Origin of the sequence: Streptomyces typhae, from assembly GCF_009755605.1 — a bacterium.
Lineage (GTDB): Bacteria > Actinomycetota > Actinomycetes > Streptomycetales > Streptomycetaceae > Streptomyces > Streptomyces typhae.
Genome location: NZ_WPNZ01000026.1, coordinates 1 through 17,680, shown reverse-complemented (window position 1 = coordinate 17,680; position 17,680 = coordinate 1). Strand labels below are relative to the sequence as shown.

At 70.2% G+C, this 17,680-nt stretch carries 8 protein-coding genes, 1 tRNA gene and 1 rRNA gene; 1 reads left to right on the top strand and 9 read right to left on the bottom strand.

What is annotated here, in order from left to right; translation table 11 throughout:
• Positions 1-276: 276 nt before the first annotated feature.
• The 6 genes from pgsA to GPA10_RS34175 all read right to left on the bottom strand — a co-directional run bounded on the left by pgsA (position 277) and on the right by GPA10_RS34175 (position 13,601).
• Positions 277-1,083: a CDP-diacylglycerol--glycerol-3-phosphate 3-phosphatidyltransferase gene (gene pgsA / locus GPA10_RS34200; RefSeq protein ID WP_157168860.1), complete on the bottom strand. Its 807-nt coding sequence runs from the start codon at positions 1,081-1,083 to the stop codon at positions 277-279.
• On the bottom strand, positions 1,080-2,654 hold the full coding sequence (rimO, locus tag GPA10_RS34195; protein ID WP_157168859.1) for a 30S ribosomal protein S12 methylthiotransferase RimO: 1,575 nt from the start codon (positions 2,652-2,654) through the stop codon (positions 1,080-1,082). The genes pgsA and rimO overlap by 4 nt, the downstream gene beginning before the upstream one ends.
• A 95-nt stretch (positions 2,655-2,749) precedes the next feature.
• Complete coding sequence (locus tag GPA10_RS34190; RefSeq protein ID WP_058852660.1) at positions 2,750-3,631, bottom strand: helix-turn-helix domain-containing protein; 882 nt, start codon at positions 3,629-3,631, stop codon at positions 2,750-2,752.
• Between the two features lie 246 nt (positions 3,632-3,877).
• Positions 3,878-6,685 carry an FtsK/SpoIIIE family DNA translocase gene (locus tag GPA10_RS34185; protein ID WP_157168858.1) on the bottom strand — a complete coding sequence of 936 codons (2,808 nt, stop codon included), beginning with the start codon at positions 6,683-6,685 and terminating at the stop codon, positions 3,878-3,880.
• Positions 6,686-7,078: 393 nt separating this feature from the next.
• Positions 7,079-7,762, bottom strand: coding sequence for a response regulator (locus tag GPA10_RS34180; RefSeq protein ID WP_058852662.1), 684 nt, complete (start codon positions 7,760-7,762; stop codon positions 7,079-7,081).
• Between the two features lie 265 nt (positions 7,763-8,027).
• A complete protein-coding gene (locus GPA10_RS34175) occupies positions 8,028-13,601 on the bottom strand; it encodes a HAMP domain-containing protein (RefSeq protein ID WP_343041635.1) in 5,574 nt (1,857 codons plus the stop codon).
• Between the two features lie 263 nt (positions 13,602-13,864).
• On the opposite strand from GPA10_RS34175, the gene GPA10_RS34165 reads away from it, so the two are divergent.
• The gene (locus tag GPA10_RS34165) at positions 13,865-16,525 is read left to right on the top strand and encodes a SpoIIE family protein phosphatase (RefSeq protein ID WP_157168857.1); all 2,661 of its coding nucleotides are present in this window, start codon (positions 13,865-13,867) and stop codon (positions 16,523-16,525) included.
• A gap of 94 nt (positions 16,526-16,619) precedes the next feature.
• Here the strand turns inward: GPA10_RS34165 and GPA10_RS34160 are convergent.
• From GPA10_RS34160 to rrf, 3 genes are all read right to left on the bottom strand, one after another.
• A tRNA-Thr gene (locus tag GPA10_RS34160) sits at positions 16,620-16,692 on the bottom strand.
• 93 nt (positions 16,693-16,785) lie between these two features.
• Positions 16,786-17,445, bottom strand: coding sequence for a DegT/DnrJ/EryC1/StrS family aminotransferase (locus GPA10_RS34155; protein ID WP_198351790.1), 660 nt, complete (start codon positions 17,443-17,445; stop codon positions 16,786-16,788).
• Positions 17,446-17,560: 115 nt separating this feature from the next.
• Positions 17,561-17,677, bottom strand: a 5S ribosomal RNA gene (rrf, locus tag GPA10_RS34150).
• Positions 17,678-17,680: the final 3 nt, after the last annotated feature.

Sequence of the window (17,680 nt, the reverse complement as noted above, 5' to 3'; positions counted from 1 at the left end):
CGACCCGGGCGTCCTCGACGACGTCGACGCCCTCGGCAACATCGGCCGACACCGAATCGGCGCCGCCGGCAGCGGACACCGAACCAGCCACCGCACCGCCATCAGCACCAGCGCCAGCACCACTCGCACCAGCACCAGCACTCGCACCGGCACCAGCACCAGCACCAGCACTCGTACCGGCACCAGCACCAGCACTCGTACCGGCACCGGCACCGCCACCACCGACGCTGCCGGCACTGCCGCCGGCACCGGCACCCCCGTCACGCCCCGAACCAGTCACTTCGCCGCCCTCCGGGCAGCCGACGCCCCGCCCTCCGACTCGGCCCCGGCGCCGGTGACACCCTCCACACCGTCCGGAGCCGTCTCCGAGTCCTCCTGAGCCGTCCCCATGGCCCCCACGGCCCCGGGGTCCTCCACAGCCCCAGGAACGGCCTCCGCGGCCCTCCCGTGGCGCCGCAGCACGATCGCCTGCTTCACGTAGTCCAGACCGGTCACGACGGTCAGGACGACCGCGACGGCCATCACCCAGAAGCGCAGCGTGGCCAGCGGCCCGGTCAGCGCGAGGACGTACATGCCCACGGCCGTGCCCTGGGCCAGGGTCTTCATCTTGCCGCCGCGGCTGGCGGGGATGACCCCGTAGCGGATCACCCAGAAGCGCAGCAGGGTGATCCCGAGCTCACGCCCGAGGATCACCCCCGTCACCCACCACGGCAGATCGCCGAGCCAGGACAGACAGATCAGCGCCGACCCCATGATCGCCTTGTCGGCGATGGGGTCGGCGATCTTCCCGAAGTCCGTGACCAGGTTGTACGTGCGGGCGAGGTGACCGTCGAAGAGGTCGGTGATCATGGCGATGGCGAACGCGGCCCAGGCGAACGAGCGCCAGGCCGGGTCGTAGCCGCCGTTGCCGAGGAGCAGCATCACAAAGCCGGGCACGAGCAGCAGCCGGACCATGGTCAGCAGGTTGGCGACGTTCCACAGACTGGCCTGGTCGACCGCGGCGGCGCCCAGCTTGCCACCGCGCACCGGCTTCGCGCCGGGCGCGCCGGAGCCGCCCGCCGCGGATGCCGGGACCTGGGTCATCTGCCCGTCCCTTCACCGACGCCAGGGGATCGGCCCGCCAGGCCCGCCCGGCTCGCGCCGAGGGCCTCGGGAAGGGCCGCAGGACGGGCGTCGGGACCGGCGGCACCGGCCCCCTCGCCCAGGAGCTCGCACTGCTCCGCCACCAGATCCACGCCTTCCGTGCCGACGACCTTTGCCACGACCATACGGCCGACGCGCAAGGCCTCCCCAGCCGTCGCGTCCGCGAAGCGGATCTGGCCGTCGGTCTCCGGGGCCTGGTGCGCGGCGCGGCCGAGGGCGCCGTCCTCGTCGTCGACGGACTCGATGAGGACTTCGAGGCGCTCGCCGACGCGCTCCTCGGCGCGCTGCGAGGTCAGGTCCTCGGCGAGCCGGGAGACCCGCGCGAGCCGCTCGTCGACGACGTCCTGGTCGAGCTTGTGCTCGTAGGTCGCCGCCTCGGTGCCCTCCTCGTCGGAGTAGCCGAAGACACCGATGGCGTCGAGCCGCGCGCCCGTGAGGAAGCGCTCCAGCTCGTCGACGTCGGCCTCGGTCTCGCCGGGGAAGCCGACGATGAAGTTGGAGCGCACACCGGCCTCGGGGGCCTTCTCGCGGATCGTCTCCAGGAGCTCCAGGAAGCGGTCGGTGTCCCCGAAGCGGCGCATCGCGCGCAGCACGCCGGGCGCGGAGTGCTGGAAGGACAGGTCGAAGTACGGGGCGACCTTCTCCGTGGAGGTGAGGACGTCGATGAGGCCGGGACGCATCTCGGCGGGCTGCAGATAGCTGACCCGGACGCGCTCGATGCCGTCGACGGCGGCCAGCTCGGGCAGCAGCGTCTCCAGGAGACGGATGTCGCCGAGGTCCTTGCCGTACGAGGTGTTGTTCTCGGAGACCAGCATGACCTCCTTCACGCCCTGCTCGGCGAGCCAGCGCGTCTCGCCGAGCACGTCCGAGGGGCGGCGCGAGATGAAGGAGCCGCGGAAGGACGGGATGGCGCAGAAGGAGCACCTGCGGTCGCAGCCGGAGGCCAGCTTGACCGAGGCGACGGGGTTGCTGCCGAGACGGCGGCGCAGCGGCGCGCGGGGCCCGGAGGCGGGCGCGACGCCTTCGGGCAGGTCGACGGGCGCGTGTCCCGGCAGGGCGACGTCCGAGCCCGCGTCCTGGCGCTCGGCGGGGCTGATCGGGAGCAGTTTGCGGCGGTCGCGCGGGGTGTGCGAGGCGTGGATGCCGCCGTTGAGGATGGTCTGGAGGCGGTCGGAGATGTCGGCGTAGTCGTCGAAACCGAGGACTCCGTCGGCTTCGGGGAGCGCGTCGGCGAGGTCCTTGCCGTAGCGCTCGGCCATGCAGCCGACGGCCACGACGGCCTGGGTGCGGCCGTGGCCCTTGAGGTCATTGGCCTCGAGCAGGGCGTCTACGGAGTCCTTCTTGGCGGCTTCGACGAAGCCGCAGGTGTTGACGACGGCCACGTCCGCGTTCTCGGCGTCCTCGACGAGGTCCCAGCCGTCCGCCTCCAAGCGGCCTGCCAGCTCCTCCGAGTCCACCTCGTTACGGGCGCAGCCAAGCGTGACAAGGGCGACGGTGCGGCGTTCGGGCATGGAATCAAGACTACTTCGTCCATGCGTCGGCGCCCGCCGCCAGGGTTCTGGGTGCCCGCGACAGGCGCTCGGTGCGGGCCCCCGGGGCCCGCGGTTCAGCCGACTTCCGGGTCACCCTTCGTGTACGTGAGGCGCTCGACCTGGCCCGGTTCGAATTCGTTGTCGACGGGCTTGCCGTTCACGAACAGCTTGATCGCGCCGGCGTCGCCGAGCACCAGGTCGATCTTGTCCTTGTCCTGGAAGGTCTTGGTCTGGCCCTGCTCGAGCAGGCCGTCGTAGAGCAGGCGGCCGTTGTGGTCCTTCACCGAGATCCAGCTGCGGCCGTCGGCGGCGTCGACCTTGACGGTGACCTTGTCCCGCGGGACCCCGGCGATCGCGCTGTCCGAGGGGTCCGGCTTGGGGTCGGCGGGCTTGGTGGCGCTGGGCTTCGGGGCGGGCTGCTTGCTGGCGGGCGTGCCCTCGGCGACCTGCTGGCCCCCGTCACCGTCGTCGTCACCGCTGAACGCCGTGTACCCGACGAAGGCGATCACGGCGACGATGGCGGCGACCATGGCCGCGGTCCAGTTGGGGCGGCGGGGGTCGGAACGGATCCGCTCGGCCTCGAACAGCGGCGCGGCGGGGGTGGGCGCGGGCGGCCTGCCGCCGTGCCCCTCGTCGTACTGGGCGATCAGCGGCGCCGGATCGACGCCGACGGCGCGCGCGAGCGTACGGATGTGCCCGCGGGCGTACACGTCGCCGCCGCAACGGGAGAAGTCGTCCTGTTCGATCGCGTGCACGATCGGGATGCGCACCCGGGTGGACGTACTGATCTCGTCGACGGTCAGGCCCGCGTCGACGCGGGCCTGTCGCAGCACATGCCCGATCGGGGTGCGGTCCTCGGCGGGACGTTCCTCCGCGGGACGTTCGGCCGCGGTGCCGTCCTCTGCGAGGCGGTCGTCTGAAGGGTGGTCGTCTTCAGGAGAGTTGCCGATGGACACGGGTGCGCCTTTCGAGCGTGTAGCCACCTGCCGGACATTCAGTCTAGGGGGGCCGAGAAAGGGTGGGGCAACCGGGCGGACGGACTTTGTACGCCATCAGAATGGCCGGACATCCTGATGGTGGGAGATCGTGTTGTTCTTCCCCTCAACTTGACGTGAGCCGAAGAGAAACGGTTGCTTGCATTCTCGAACGGGTGGGCCGCTCCTCGTACGAGTGAATCGGTTGCGTACGGGTGAACCGGCCTGTCAGGAAGCCTCCCCGCGGATCACCGCGAGCACTCCATCCAGCTCATCGGGTTTCACAAGAACGTCACGTGCCTTCGAGCCCTCGCTCGGGCCGACGATGTTGCGCGACTCCATGAGGTCCATGAGCCGGCCGGCCTTGGCGAAGCCGACGCGCAGCTTGCGCTGGAGCATCGAGGTGGAGCCGAACTGCGTGGAGACGACCAGCTCGGCCGCCTGGCACAGCAGGTCCAGGTCGTCGCCGATGTCCTCGTCGATCTCCTTCTTCTGCTTGGTGCCCACGGTGACGTCGTCCCGGAAGACCGGCGCCATCTGGTCCTTGCAGTGCTGGACGACCGCGTGGATCTCGTCCTCGGTGACGAAGGCGCCCTGCATACGGGTCGGCTTGTTCGCGCCCATCGGCAGGAACAGGCCGTCGCCCTTGCCGATCAGCTTCTCGGCTCCTGGCTGGTCGAGGATGACGCGGCTGTCGGCGAGCGAGGAGGTCGCGAACGCGAGCCGGGAGGGGACGTTCGCCTTGATGAGGCCGGTGACGACGTCCACGGACGGCCGCTGGGTGGCGAGCACCAGGTGGATGCCGGCGGCGCGCGCGAGCTGGGTGATGCGCACGATCGAGTCCTCGACGTCGCGCGGCGCGACCATCATCAGGTCGGCGAGCTCGTCGACGATCACCAGCAGGTACGGATAGGCCTTCAGCTCGCGCTCGCTGCCCTCGGGGGTCTTGAGCTTGCCCGCGCGCACGGCCTGGTTGAAGTCGTCGATGTGGCGGTAGCCGAACGCCGCGAGGTCGTCGTAGCGCAGGTCCATCTCGCGGACGACCCACTGCAGGGCCTCGGCGGCCCGCTTGGGGTTGGTGATGATCGGCGTGATCAGGTGCGGGATGCCTTCGTAGGCGGTCAGCTCGACGCGCTTGGGGTCGACGAGGACCATGCGGACGTCCTCGGGAGTGGCCCGCACCATGATCGAGGTGATCAGGCAGTTGATGCACGAGGACTTACCGGAACCGGTGGCTCCGGCGACGAGGATGTGCGGCATCTTGGCCATGTTGGCCATGACGTAGCCGCCCTCTACGTCCTTGCCGAGCGCGACCAGCATCGGGTGTTCGTCCTCGGCGGCGTCGGCGAGCCGCAGCACGTCGCCGACCTTGACCATCTCGCGGTCGGTGTTCGGGATCTCGATGCCGACCGCGGACTTGCCGGGGATCGGCGAGATGATCCGCACGTCCGGGGACGCGACCGCGTACGCGATGTTCTTGGCCAGGGCCGTGATCTTCTCGACCTTCACCGCGGGGCCGAGCTCGATCTCGTAGCGCGTGACCGTCGGCCCGCGCGTGAAGCCGGTGACCCGCGCGTCGACCTTGAACTCCGTGAAGACGTTGGACAGCGAGTCGACGACCGCGTCGTTCGCCGCGCTGCGGGCCTTGCCGGGGCCGCCGCGCTCCAGGAGGTCGAGCGAAGGCAGCGAGTAGGTGATGTCTCCGGAGAGCTGCAGTTGCTCCGCGCGCGGGGGCAGGTCCCGGGGTGCCTCGGGGGCTGCCTTGGTCAGGTCCGGGACGCCGCCCGTGGACTCCTCGGGCGGGTTCCTGCGGCCTGCCACCGGGGCGTCGGACGGCTTCTTCCGCCCGGCCGCGGGCGGAGCCTCCGTCGCGCGCGCGGAGGGCACTGGCGCGGACCGCTCCGACTCGTCGCGGTCCCCGGAGACGCCCTGGGTGAGGTCGGCGACCAGGGCCGAGGGCGGCATGCCGTGCATGACGGCGCCGTCGAGCGCGGCGGCCGCGGCGGCCGCCACGTCCACCGCGTCCATGGAACGGTCCGCCCCGGCCTTTCCCGAGCCGCGGCGCGGCCTGCGACGCTTGGTCAGCGCCGCTTCCTCGGCCTCGTCCGGGGAGGACGTCTGAGGGCCATCTGCGGGCGTTCTGCGCCGGCGTGCGCGGGCGGGCAGGGCCTCGCGCCACTGCTCCTCGTACCGCTCGTCGTCGTCGCTGTACTCGCTGTACGCGTCGCTCTCCCCGTACGCGCCCGCCTCCTGGAGAGCGGCCCGGTCCTCGACGACGCCGAGCCGCACCCCGAGCTGCCGCAGCCGCTGCGGGATGGCGTTGACCGGCGTGGCCGTGACCACGAGCAGCCCGAACACCGTCAGGAGGACCAGCATCGGCACGGCGAGCACCTCGCCCATGGCCTTGTTCAGCGGCGTGGACGCGCCCCAGCCGATGAGCCCGCCCGCGTCCCTTATCTGCTGCATGCCGTCGGCGCGCGCGGGCGACCCGCACGCGATGTGCACCTGCCCGAGCACGCCGACGACGAGCGCGGACAGGCCGATCACGATGCGGCCGTTGGCGTCGATCTTCTCCGGGTGCCGGATGAGCCGTACGGCGATGGCGGCGACCAGTATCGGCACGAGCAGGTCGAGCCGCCCGAAGGCGCCGGTCACCAGCATCTCGACCAGGTCGCCGACGGGGCCGCGCAGATGGGACCAGGTGCCCGCGGCCACGATCAGGGCGACACCGAGCAGCAGCAGCGCGAGGCCGTCCTTGCGGTGCGCGGGGTCCAGGCCCTTGGCGCCGCGTCCCACGCCGCGGAACATCGCGCCCACGGCGTGCGCGATGCCGAGCCATATGGCGCGCACCACGCGGTAGAGGCCGTTGGTGGGGCTCGGCGCCGGCTTCGGGGCGGGCTTCTTCGCGGGTGCCTTCTTCGCCGCGGGCTTCTTCGCGGGCGCCTTCTTGGCAACGGCCTTCTTCGCCGGAGCCTTGGTCGGCGCGGCCGCCTTCTTCGCGGGCGGCTTCTTGGCTGCGGGCTGACGTGAGGCCATGGGTGTGAGGTTACCGGGGGAGACGACGGTGGACACGTGTGCCTACTGCTTCACCCGTCTGTGTCGCCCTTGCCGAGGACAAGAACTGACGGTTGCTCACAGCGGGCGTACGGAGCCGGGGCTCGCGCGCGGCGCCGCGGGCGTACGGAAGATCCGCTTCCGCGCGCCGTGCGCCGCTCCGGAGCCTCCGCTTCCAGACACGCGGCGCCCCTCGGAGCCTCCGCTTCCAGACACGCGGCAACCCTCGGAGGCTTCGCTTCCCGACATGAGACGCCCTCGAATTCCCCGCTTCCAGGAACGCAGGCGCCCCGGAGAATCCGCTTCCGGACGCACCGAAGCCCCCGGAACCCTCGCGTTCCGCACGCGTGTGGCGCCGGGAGCCGCTAGCTCGCGTCAGCCCTGCGACGGCACGGAGGCGGCACCGCTGCCCGTGCCCGGCTCCAGGGCGTCAAGAGCCCTGCGCAGGCCGGTCAGTTTGCGTTCGAGATGAGCTGCCGTGGCGACGGCCGCCGCGTCCGCGGAGTCGTCGTCGAGCTGCTTGGAGAGCGCCTCCGCCTGCTCCTCGACGGCCGCGAGGCGCGCGGACAGCTCGGCGAGGAGACCGGCGGGCTCCTTGGTCTCCGCGGCGGCGGACTTGGCGCCGCCCTCCAGCTGGAGCCGCAGCAGCGCGGCCTGCTCGCGCAGTTGGCAGTTCTTCATGTACAGGTCGACGAACACCGAGACCTTCGCGCGCAGGACCCACGGGTCGAAGGGCTTGGAGATGTAGTCCACGGCGCCCGCGGCATACCCGCGGAAGGTGTGGTGCGGGCCGTGGTTGATGGCGGTGAGGAAGATGATCGGGATGTCCCGGGTCCGCTCCCGCCGCTTGATGTGCGCCGCGGTCTCGAATCCGTCCATGCCCGGCATCTGGACGTCCAGCAGAATGACTGCGAAGTCGTCCGTCAGCAGTGCTTTGAGCGCTTCCTCCCCGGACGATGCCCGTACCAGCGTCTGATCGAGCGCAGAGAGGATGGCCTCCAGCGCCAGCAGATTCTCCGGCCGGTCATCGACCAGGAGGATCTTGGCCTTCTGCACCATGGCCCGCCCTCCTCGCCCCGGCGGTACACCGGGCGCCGCCCCAGAGGACGACTCCCTTGCGCCGTCCGTCCTTGTGCCGGTCATCGTAGCCGCACCCCGCCTGTCGCCACACCCTGTCACCGCGATGTCACTGTGCACGTAGCAGAAACGCAGCGGCGGACCAGAAGGTTCCCCGAATACCGCGGTTCTACACGACGTCGGCCACACTCTGTCAGCAACTGCGTGTAGCGACGCGGCCTGCGCCCACCGTCCGCGAACCGCTCCGTCACTCCGTGTGCATCCACTGTTCCATGACCGACAACAGGTGATCGGGGTCGACCGGCTTGGTCACGTAGTCCGAAGCCCCGGAGTCGATCGCCTTCTCCCGGTCGCCCTTCATGGCCTTGGCCGTGAGCGCGATGATCGGCAGCCCGGCGAACTGCGGCATCCTGCGGATCGCCGTCGTCGTCGCGTACCCGTCCATCTCCGGCATCATGATGTCCATCAGGACCAGCGTCACGTCGTCGTGCTGCTCCAGGACCTCGATGCCCTCCCGGCCGTTCTCCGCGTACAGCACGGACAGGCCGTGCTGCTCCAGGACGCTGGTGAGCGCGAAGACGTTGCGGATGTCGTCGTCGACGATGAGGACCTTCTCCCCGCCGAACTGGTACCTCACCCGTGCCGCCGACGCCTCCGGACCCTGCCCTTCCGGCCACTGCTCCGGGGTCCCCGCGCCCGCTCCGGCGGCAGGCTGCCCCGGCAGCGGCGGCGTGGACTCCGCTGCGGGCGGCGCGGCCCTGCGGCGGCGCCGGAACAGCGCGGCGGGGCCGGGAGCGGCCTGCGGCGGTGACGCCTGCGACGACGCGGGCGCGGGCCGTGCGCCGTTCCGCAGGGACTCGGGGGACCCCATGGAGCCCGTGTGCTCCCCGGTCTCCCTGGGGTCGAGGAGTTCCCGGGACTCCAGGGCGGGCAGTTCGGGGGTCGCGGGAGGCGGCGGGAGCTGGGTGTAGCCCTGCGGCGGCAGTTCGCTGGGGTGCAGCGGCAAATACAGCGTGAAGGTGGAGCCGCGCCCCGGTTCGCTCGCCGCGTGGATCTCGCCGCCGAGCAGCCGCGCGATCTCCCGGCTGATCGACAGGCCGAGGCCCGTACCGCCGTACTTGCGGCTCGTCGTACCGTCCGCCTGCTTGAACGCCTCGAAGATCACCCGCATCTTGCTGGCCGCGATGCCGATGCCGGTGTCGGCCACGGAGAACGCGATCAGGTCGGCGTCCGCGTCCCGCAGCGAACCGGCCTCCAGGAGCTGCTCCCGGATGGCGTTCGGCACGTCGTTGCTGGCGAGCCGGATGACCAGTTCCACCGCTCCGGAGTCGGTGAACTTCACCGCGTTGGCCAGCAGATTGCGCAGCACCTGAAGGAGGCGCTGTTCGTCCGTGTGCAGCGTGGCGGGCAGCTCCGGCGAGACACGGACGGAGAAGTCGAGGCCCTTCTCCGCGGTCAGCGGCCGGAACGTGGCCTCCACGTAGTCGACGAGTTGGACGAGCGCGATACGGGTCGGGCTGACGTCCATCTTGCCCGCCTCGACCTTGGACAGGTCGAGGATGTCGTTGATGAGCTGAAGCAGGTCCGAGCCCGCGCCGTGGATCGTCTCGGCGAACTCCACCTGCTTGGGCGTGAGGTTCGCGTCGGCGTTGTCGGCCAGCAGCTTGGCGAGGATCAGCAGCGAGTTGAGCGGCGTCCGCAGCTCGTGTGACATGTTCGCGAGGAACTCGGACTTGTAGCGCATGGAGACCGCGAGTTGCTCGGCGCGCTCCTCCAGGACCTGCCGCGCCTCTTCGATCTCGGTGTTCTTGACCTCGATGTCGCGGTTCTGCTGCGCGAGCAGCGCGGCCTTGTCCTCCAGTTCGGCGTTGGACTCCTGCAACGCCTTCTGCCGGTTCTCCAACTCGGCTGAGCGCTCCCGAAGTTGTTCGGTGAGTTCCTGAGACTGCTTCAGCAGGATCTCCGTCTTGGTGTTGACGCTGATCGTGTTGACGCTCGTCGCGATCATCTCGGCGATCTGGCTGAGGAAGTCCTTCTGGATCTGCGTGAACGGCTGGAACGACGCCAGCTCGATGACGCCGAGCACCTTCCCCTCGAAGAGCACCGGCAACACGATGACCTGCGCCGGCGGCGCCTCACCGAGCCCGGAGGCGATCCGCAGATAGCCGGACGGCGCGTTCTCCACGAGGATGGTGCGCCGCTCCTTGGCGGCCGTGCCGATCAGCGTCTCGCCGGGCCGGAACGACGTCGGCATCGACCCCATCGAGTAGCCGTAGCTGCCCTGCATGCGCAGCTCGTACGCGTCCTCGCCACTCTCGCCGTCGAGGTCCTTCGCGTCGTCCGTGGGCATCGCCAGGAAGAACGCGCCGTGCTGCGCCGAGACCACGGGCGTCAGCTCGCTCATGATCAGCGAGGCGACGTCCTCCAGGTCGCGGCGGCCCTGCATGAGACCGGAGATCCGCGCGAGGTTGCCCTTCAGCCAGTCCTGCTCCTTGTTGGCGAGGGTGGTGTCGCGCAGGTTCGCGATCATCGTGTTGATGTTGTCCTGGAGGACCTGGATCTCCCCCGCCGCGTCCACGTCGATCTTCAGGTTCAGATCGCCGCGGGTCACCGCCGTGGCGACGGCCGCGATGGCACGCACCTGCCGGGTCAGGTTCCCGGCCATCTCGTTCACCGACTCGGTCAGGTCGCGCCAGGTGCCGTCGACGTCGCGCACCCGCGCCTGACCGCCGAGCTGCCCCTCGGTGCCCACCTCGCGGGCGACCCGGGTCACCTGCTCGGCGAACGACGACAGCTGGTCGACCATCGTGTTGATGGTGGTCTTGAGCTCCAGGATCTCGCCGCGCGCGTCGATGTCGATCTTCTTGGTCAGATCGCCCTTGGCGATGGCCGTGGTGACCATCGCGATGTTGCGGACCTGCCCGGTCAGGTTGGACGCCATCCCGTTCACGGACTCGGTGAGGTCCTTCCACGTCCCCGAGACCCCGGGGACGCGGGCCTGCCCGCCGAGGATGCCGTCCGTGCCCACCTCACGGGCCACCTTGGTGACCTGGTCGGCGAACGAACTCAGCGTCTTCACCATGGTGTTGAAGGTGTCCGCGAGCTGCGCGACCTCGCCGCGCGCCTCGATCGTCACCGTCTTGGTCAGATCGCCGTTGGCGACGGCCGCAGCGACCTGCGAGATGTTCCGCACCTGCATGGTCAGGTTGTTGGCCATCAGGTTGACGTTGTCGCTGAGGTCCTTCCAGATGCCCGTGACGCCGACCACCCGCGCCTGGCCGCCCAGCTTGCCCTCCGTGCCCACCTCACGGGCCACCCGCGTGACCTGCTCCGCGAACGACGACAGCTGGTCCACCATCGTGTTCACGGTCGTGACCAGTTCGAGGATCTCGCCCTTCGCGTCGACGGTGATCTTCTTGGACAGGTCGCCCATGGCCACGGCCGTCGTCACCTCGGCGATGTTCCGCACCTGGAGGGTGAGGTTGTTCGCCATGCCGTTCACGGACTGCGTCAGGTCCTTCCACGTACCCGACACGCCCTGCACCTCGGCCTGGCCGCCCAGGATGCCGTCCGTACCCACCTCGCGGGACACCCGCGTCACCTGCTCGGCGAAGGCCGAGAGCTGGTCCACCATCGTGTTGAGGGTGTTCTTCAGCTCCAGGATCTCCCCGCGCGCGTCCACGTCGATCTTCTGCGACAGGTCACCGCGCGCCACCGCCGTCGCGACCTGCGCGATGTTGCGCACCTGAGCCGTGAGGTTCCCGGCCATGCCGTTCACCGAGTCGGTGAGGTCGCGCCACACACCGGCGACGCCCGGCACCTGCGCCTGCCCGCCGAGCCGCCCCTCCGTGCCCACCTCGCGCGCCACACGCGTCACCTGGTCGGCGAACGCGGAGAGCTGGTCCACCATCGTGTTGATGGTGTTCTTCAGCTCCAGGATCTCCCCGCGCGCGTCCACGTCGATCTTCTGCGACAGGTCGCCCCGCGCCACCGCCGTCGTCACCTGCGCGATCTGACGGACCTGCGACGTGAGGTTGCCCGCCATGAAGTTGACGGAGTCCGTCAGCTCCTTCCACGTGCCGCTGACGCCGTCCACCCGCGCCTGGCCGCCGAGCCGCCCCTCTGTGCCCACGTCCCGCGCCATCCGCGTGACCTGGTCGGCGAAGGACGACAGCTGGTCCACCATGGTGTTCACGGTGTTCTTCAGCTGGAGCATCTCTCCGGAGACGTCGACGGTGACCTTCTGCGACAGGTCGCCGTTCGCCACCGCCGTCGTCACCTGCGCGATGTTGCGCACCTGGCCGGTGAGGTTGCGGAAGGCGGTGTTCACCGAATCGGTGAGGTCCTTCCACGTGCCCGCCGCACCCGGCACCTGCGCCTGCCCGCCGAGCTCGCCCTCGACGCCGACCTCCCGCGCGACGCGCGTCACTTCGGCGCCGAACGCCGAGAGCTGGTCCACCATCGTGTTGACGGTGTTCTTCAACTCCAGCATCTCGCCCGCGACGTCGACGGTGACCTTCTGCGACAGGTCGCCGTTCGCCACCGCCGTCGTCACCTGCGCGATGTCGCGCACCTGCGTGGTCAGGTTCCTGAACACCGTGTTCACGGAGTCCGTGAGGTCCTTCCACGTGCCCGCCGCGCCCGGCACGTTCGCCTGACCGCCGAGCTGCCCCTCGGCACCGACCTCGTTGGCGACGCGCGTCACCTCGTCCGCGAACGTCCGCAGCGTCTCCGTCATCTGGTTGATGGTCTCGGCGAGCTGCGCCACCTCACCGCGCGCGCTCACCCGCACCTTCTGCGACAGATCACCGTTCGCGACGGCCGTCGTCACCTGGGCGATGCCCCGCACCTGCGCCGTCAGGTTGCCCGCCATCAGGTTCACCGAGTCGGTGAGGTCCTTCCACACCCCAGCGACACCCGGCACCTGCGCCTGCCCGCCGAGCTCGCCCTCCGTACCGACCTCCCGCGCGACCCGGGTGACCTCGGAGGAGAACGAGGAGAGCTGGTCCACCATGGTGTTGACGGTGTTCTTCAGCTCCAGCATCTCGCCGGCCACGTGCACGGTGACCTTGCGCGACAGATCGCCCTTGGCCACCGCCGTCGTCACCAGGGCGATGTCCCGCACCTGCGCCGTCAGCCGGTACGCCATGGTGTTGACGGAATCCGTGAGGTCCTTCCACGAACCGGACATGCCGCGCAGCCTTGCCTGGCCGCCCAGCTTGCCCTCCGTGCCGACCTCGCTGGCCACCCGCGTGACCTCGTCGGTGAACGTCGACAGCTGGTCGACGAGGTTGTTGACCGTGCGCCCGACCTTGAGGAACTCGCCGCGCAGCGGATGGCCGTTCCCCTCGTCCGCCTGCGCGCGCAGCTCCATGCGCTGCTCCAGGTCGCCCTCCGCGACCGCGGACAGCACCCGGCCGACCTCGGAGACCGGCCGTACGAGATCCTCGACGAGCGCGTTCGACGCCTCGATGGCGGCAGCCCAGGAGCCCTCCATGGCCCCGCCCTGCAACCGCTCTGTGAGCTTTCCCTCACGTCCGACCGTGCGCCGCACCCGCGACAGCTCACCCGTGAGGTGGAGATTGCGGTCGGCGACCTCGTTGAAGACGGCCGCGATCTCCGACATCACGTCGTCGCCGGACACCGTCAGGCGCTTGCGGAAATTTCCGTCCCGCATCGCCACCAGGGCCACGAGCAGCCTGTTGAGGGCCGCTGCGTCCACTGTGGCGGTCGTCCCGTTCTTCGGTTTGCGCCGACTGCTCGGGGACGGTCCGTCTTTCGCGCGCGTCTTTGCAGCCCGCGTCGCAGCGCCAGACTCCACTGTGTCCCTCCCGCAAGGGTCGACCGTACTGCTGGGGCTCCATCTGGAAGCTTCCCCAGTGTTTCACCATGGCCGAAGCAGGCCATAACAGTTCGGCAGCTTCGCACACCGTCCGCACACCCTCCGGGCGGAAACACTGGCGACCGGCATCAGCATGGACGGCGAAGGTAAGTAACCTGGCATCCGGCTGTCCAACCACCCCGGTCCTGCCCGGCCAGGGCGGTGGCACACATAACAGCGGGCATCGGAGGGGCGGCCGCACCATGGGACTGCAGATTCCCGGGGGACTGAGGACGAGGAGCTCTGTGATCACCGCGCGCGCGGCTGCGACTTTCGAACCCGTCGGGCGTTCCGTCGCGACGGCCCGTTCGTTCGTCCGCGACACACTCCAGGGCTGGGGTTTCACGGACGTCGTCGACGACGCGGTCGTGCTGACCAGCGAACTCGTCACCAACGCCGTCGTCCACGCGGGCACGGCCGCCGATGTTCTGTGTCTTCGTACGGAGGACGCCGTCCGCATCGAGGTCTCGGACCGCTATCCCGAGCGGGAGATCCCGCTGCAGAGCTCCCCCGCGACCATGGGGAGTCCGGACCGCGAGGGCGGCCGCGGCCTCCAGCTCTGCGCCGCGCTCGCCACCCGCTGGGGCGTCGACTACACCCCGACGCACAAGCAGGTCTGGTTCCAACTCGACCTGCCCGACCGCCCGGTGGGCACCCGCGCCGCGGGCCCCCAGCTCCCCCTCGACCTGCTGCCCGTCACCGACGGCCGCGTCCGCGTAGCCGTCGTCCAGATCGACCGCGCGGGCGCCATCTCCGCGTGGAACGAGGACGCGGAGGAGCTGTTCGGGTACGTGGCCGAGCAGGTCACCGGCAAGCCCCTCACGGACTTCGCCGCCTGGCCGCACACCCCCGGCACCAGCACCGGCATCGCCGACGCCCTGCGCCTCTCCCGCTGGGAGGGCAGCTACGGCATCCGCGACTCCGGCGGCCGCGTCACCCCGGTCTACGCCTCCCACCTGCGGGTCCGCGACACCGACGGCGAGCCGTCCACGGTCTGCCTCCTGGTACGGGACGACGAGCGCGCCGTCCTTCAGACCCCGCTGCGCGGCCCGGCCCCCGAGCCCGGCACCCTCAGCGAGCCGCACACCGCCGACCCCTTCGAAATCTTCATCGGCTCCCCCGCCCCCGACGACCTGGACGGGCTCCTCCAGCGCACGGTCGAGCGCGCCCGCGACATGCTCGACGGCGACGCCGCCTTCCTGCTGCTCGCCACGGACGACGAGACGGAGCTGGAGGTGCGCGCCTCCACGGGCCTGCCCTCGGCCCGCCAGCGCTTCGCCCGCGTCCCCGTCGAGGCGGGCCCCGGCCGGTACGGCTCCGCCCGCATGCCCGCGGTCCACGAGGACCTCACGGTGGTGCCCGGCGCCGTCCCGCTGCTCAACGGCACCGGCATGCGCTCGGTCGTCACGGTCCCGCTGAAGGTCGAGGGCCGCCTCACGGGTTCCCTCGGCGTCGCCGCGGAGGCCCCCGAGCGGTACTCGAACGAGGAGGCCCTGCGTCTGCAGTTCGCCGCCGACCGCATCGCCCTCGCCGTCGAGTCGGCCCGTCTCGGCGAGCTGGAGCGGCTGCGCAGAGGCTCGCTCTCCTTCCTCGTGGAGGCCTCCGACCTGCTCGCGGGCACGCTCGACCGCGATCAGACACTGGCTCTCATGGCTCAGATGACGGTGCCGACCCTGGCCACCTGGTGTGCCGTGTACACCATCGCCGACCAGGCGTCGGAGCCGTATCTGTCGTACGTCCTGCACGAGGACGAGGAGCGCATCGACGGCGTGAAGGCGCTCCTCACCAAGGTCGACCCGCCGGACCCGGTGACGACGCCGGGGGCCCGTGTCTGGGCCGCGCCGTCCGAGGCCGCGCACCAGGCGGCCCTGCGCACGTCGATGCGGAACCTCGGCCTCGGTGAGCCGATGACGGTCGGCACGGGCATCGGCACGACGCTCGCGACGGCTTCCGCCGTGGGCGGCGAGACGGTGGTCCTGCCCCTGGTCGCCCGCAATCGCGTCATCGGCATGCTGGTCCTCGGCAAGCCGTCGGACGAGCACTTCCGCCAGGAGATCCTGGAGCTGGCCGAGGACCTGTCCCGCCGGGCCGCCCTGGCTCTGGACAACGCCCGGCTGTACTCGGAGCGCATGGCGATCAGCCAGTCCCTCCAGCGCAGCCTCCTGCCGCCGGAGCTGCCGCAGGTCCCGGGCGTGGAGGTCGAGGTCATCTACCGCGCGGCCGGCGAGGGCAACGAGGTCGGCGGCGACTTCTACGACCTCTTCCCGATCCGCGACGGCGCGTACGGCTTCGCCATCGGTGACGTCTGCGGCACGGGCCCGGAGGCCGCCGCGGTCACGGGCCTGGCCCGGCACGCCCTGCGCCTGCTCGCCCGAGAGGGCTTCGGCGGCCCCGCGGTCCTCGAACGCCTGAACGCGGCGATCCTCGACGAGGGCGCCCGCAGCCGCTTCCTCACGCTCCTGTACGGCGAGTTGTGGCCGCAGGAGGACGGCTCCGCGGTCCTCAAGGTCGTCTGTGCCGGCCATCCGCTTCCGCTGCGCCTGCGTCAGGACGGCACGGTCGAGCCGTACGCGGAACCGCAGCCGCTGCTCGGCGTCATGGACGACCTGGAGTTGTACGAGCAGACGATGACGCTGGACCCGGGCGATGTCCTGCTGTGCGTCACCGACGGTGTCACGGAGCGCCGCGAGGGCACGCGCATGCTGGGCGACGACGGTCTCGCCGATGTACTCACGACCTGCACGGGTCTCACTGCGGGCGCGGTGGCGGCGCGCATCATGCGTGCGGTGGAGCGGTTCGCGACGGACGCGCCGTCGGACGACATGGCGATCCTCGCGATGCGGGTGCCCGGCCTGGAGGACTGAGGGCCCCGGGCGGGACGACCTGGCGAGGGGGCGAGCAGAACAGAAGAAAGAAGGCCACCATCGAGGATGGTGGCCTTCTTTCTTCTGTCTTCGGAGCCCCCAAGCGGAATCGAACCGCTGACCTTCTCCTTACCATGGAGACGCTCTACCGACTGAGCTATAGGGGCCAGTTGCGCTGTGCGGGTTTCCCCGCGGCAACGAAAGAAATCATACCCGATCTCCGAGTGGCTCAGAACCGCCGCCATCCGGACTGGCCGAATTCAGAAGGCGGGCTGAAGCAGTCCGCCGAGGGAGTTGCAGGCGGAGACGATCCGCTGGAGTTCACGTCGCGTCAGTGAGGCGTCGACGGGCAGCGCCAGGGTCTCGTCGGCTGCGCGCTCGGTCTCGGGCAGGTCCACGTCACGCCAGTACTTCGGTGTGCGGTGCAGGGGCGTTTTCACGGGTACGTGGCAGTCGACGCCGCGGGCGCGCACTGCGCGCGCAAACGCGTCGCGGTCGGGCCGGCCATTGCCGGGCACCCGGACGACGTACTGATCGCTGTGGGGGGCGTTCCCGCCGGGTGTTATGACTCCGGTCAGCCGCCCGTTGAGGTACGTGGTGTAGGCCCGCCGCTGGGCACTGCCGTCGTGCGGTGGGTGGGTTTCCCGGTGTTCCAGTACGAGAAAGCCGTTGCGCCGTCCGAGGGTGTGGAGGCCCGCGGTGTCGGCCTGGTTGCCGAAGCGGTGGACGACGACCACGGCGGCGGTCCGGGATGTGGTGACGGCGTCGACCGCCACGGGGCTGAGGCAGTACGTCAGCGGGTCGATGTCGGCGAACACGGGCATGGCGCCGGCGAGCACGACGGCCTCGGCGACCTCGGCGTTTCCGTACGCGGGCACGATGACCTCGTCGCCGCTTCCGACTCCGGCGGCCCGCAGCATTGCATGTGTCCCCATGTCTGGGGATGGTTGTCGCGCAATGTGAACAGCACGTGACGCACAACAAAAAAGAGCTGGTCCCCGAACCGAAGTTCGGGGACCAGCTCTTCTAAAATGAGTTCGGCGGCGTCCTACTCTCCCACAGGGTCCCCCCTGCAGTACCATCGGCGCTGTGAGGCTTAGCTTCCGGGTTCGGAATGTAACCGGGCGTTTCCCTCACGCTATGACCACCGAAACA

Coding starts and splice junctions, on each gene's coding strand:
- pgsA (WP_157168860.1), bottom strand. CDS start 1,083: ATGACCCAGGTCCCGGCATCCGCGGCGGGCGGCTCCGGCGCGCCCGGC.
- rimO (WP_157168859.1), bottom strand. CDS start 2,654: ATGCCCGAACGCCGCACCGTCGCCCTTGTCACGCTTGGCTGCGCCCGT.
- GPA10_RS34185 (WP_157168858.1), bottom strand. CDS start 6,685: ATGGCCTCACGTCAGCCCGCAGCCAAGAAGCCGCCCGCGAAGAAGGCG.
- GPA10_RS34180 (WP_058852662.1), bottom strand. CDS start 7,762: ATGGTGCAGAAGGCCAAGATCCTCCTGGTCGATGACCGGCCGGAGAAT.
- GPA10_RS34165 (WP_157168857.1), top strand. CDS start 13,865: ATGGGACTGCAGATTCCCGGGGGACTGAGGACGAGGAGCTCTGTGATC.
- GPA10_RS34155 (WP_198351790.1), bottom strand. CDS start 17,445: ATGCTGCGGGCCGCCGGAGTCGGAAGCGGCGACGAGGTCATCGTGCCC.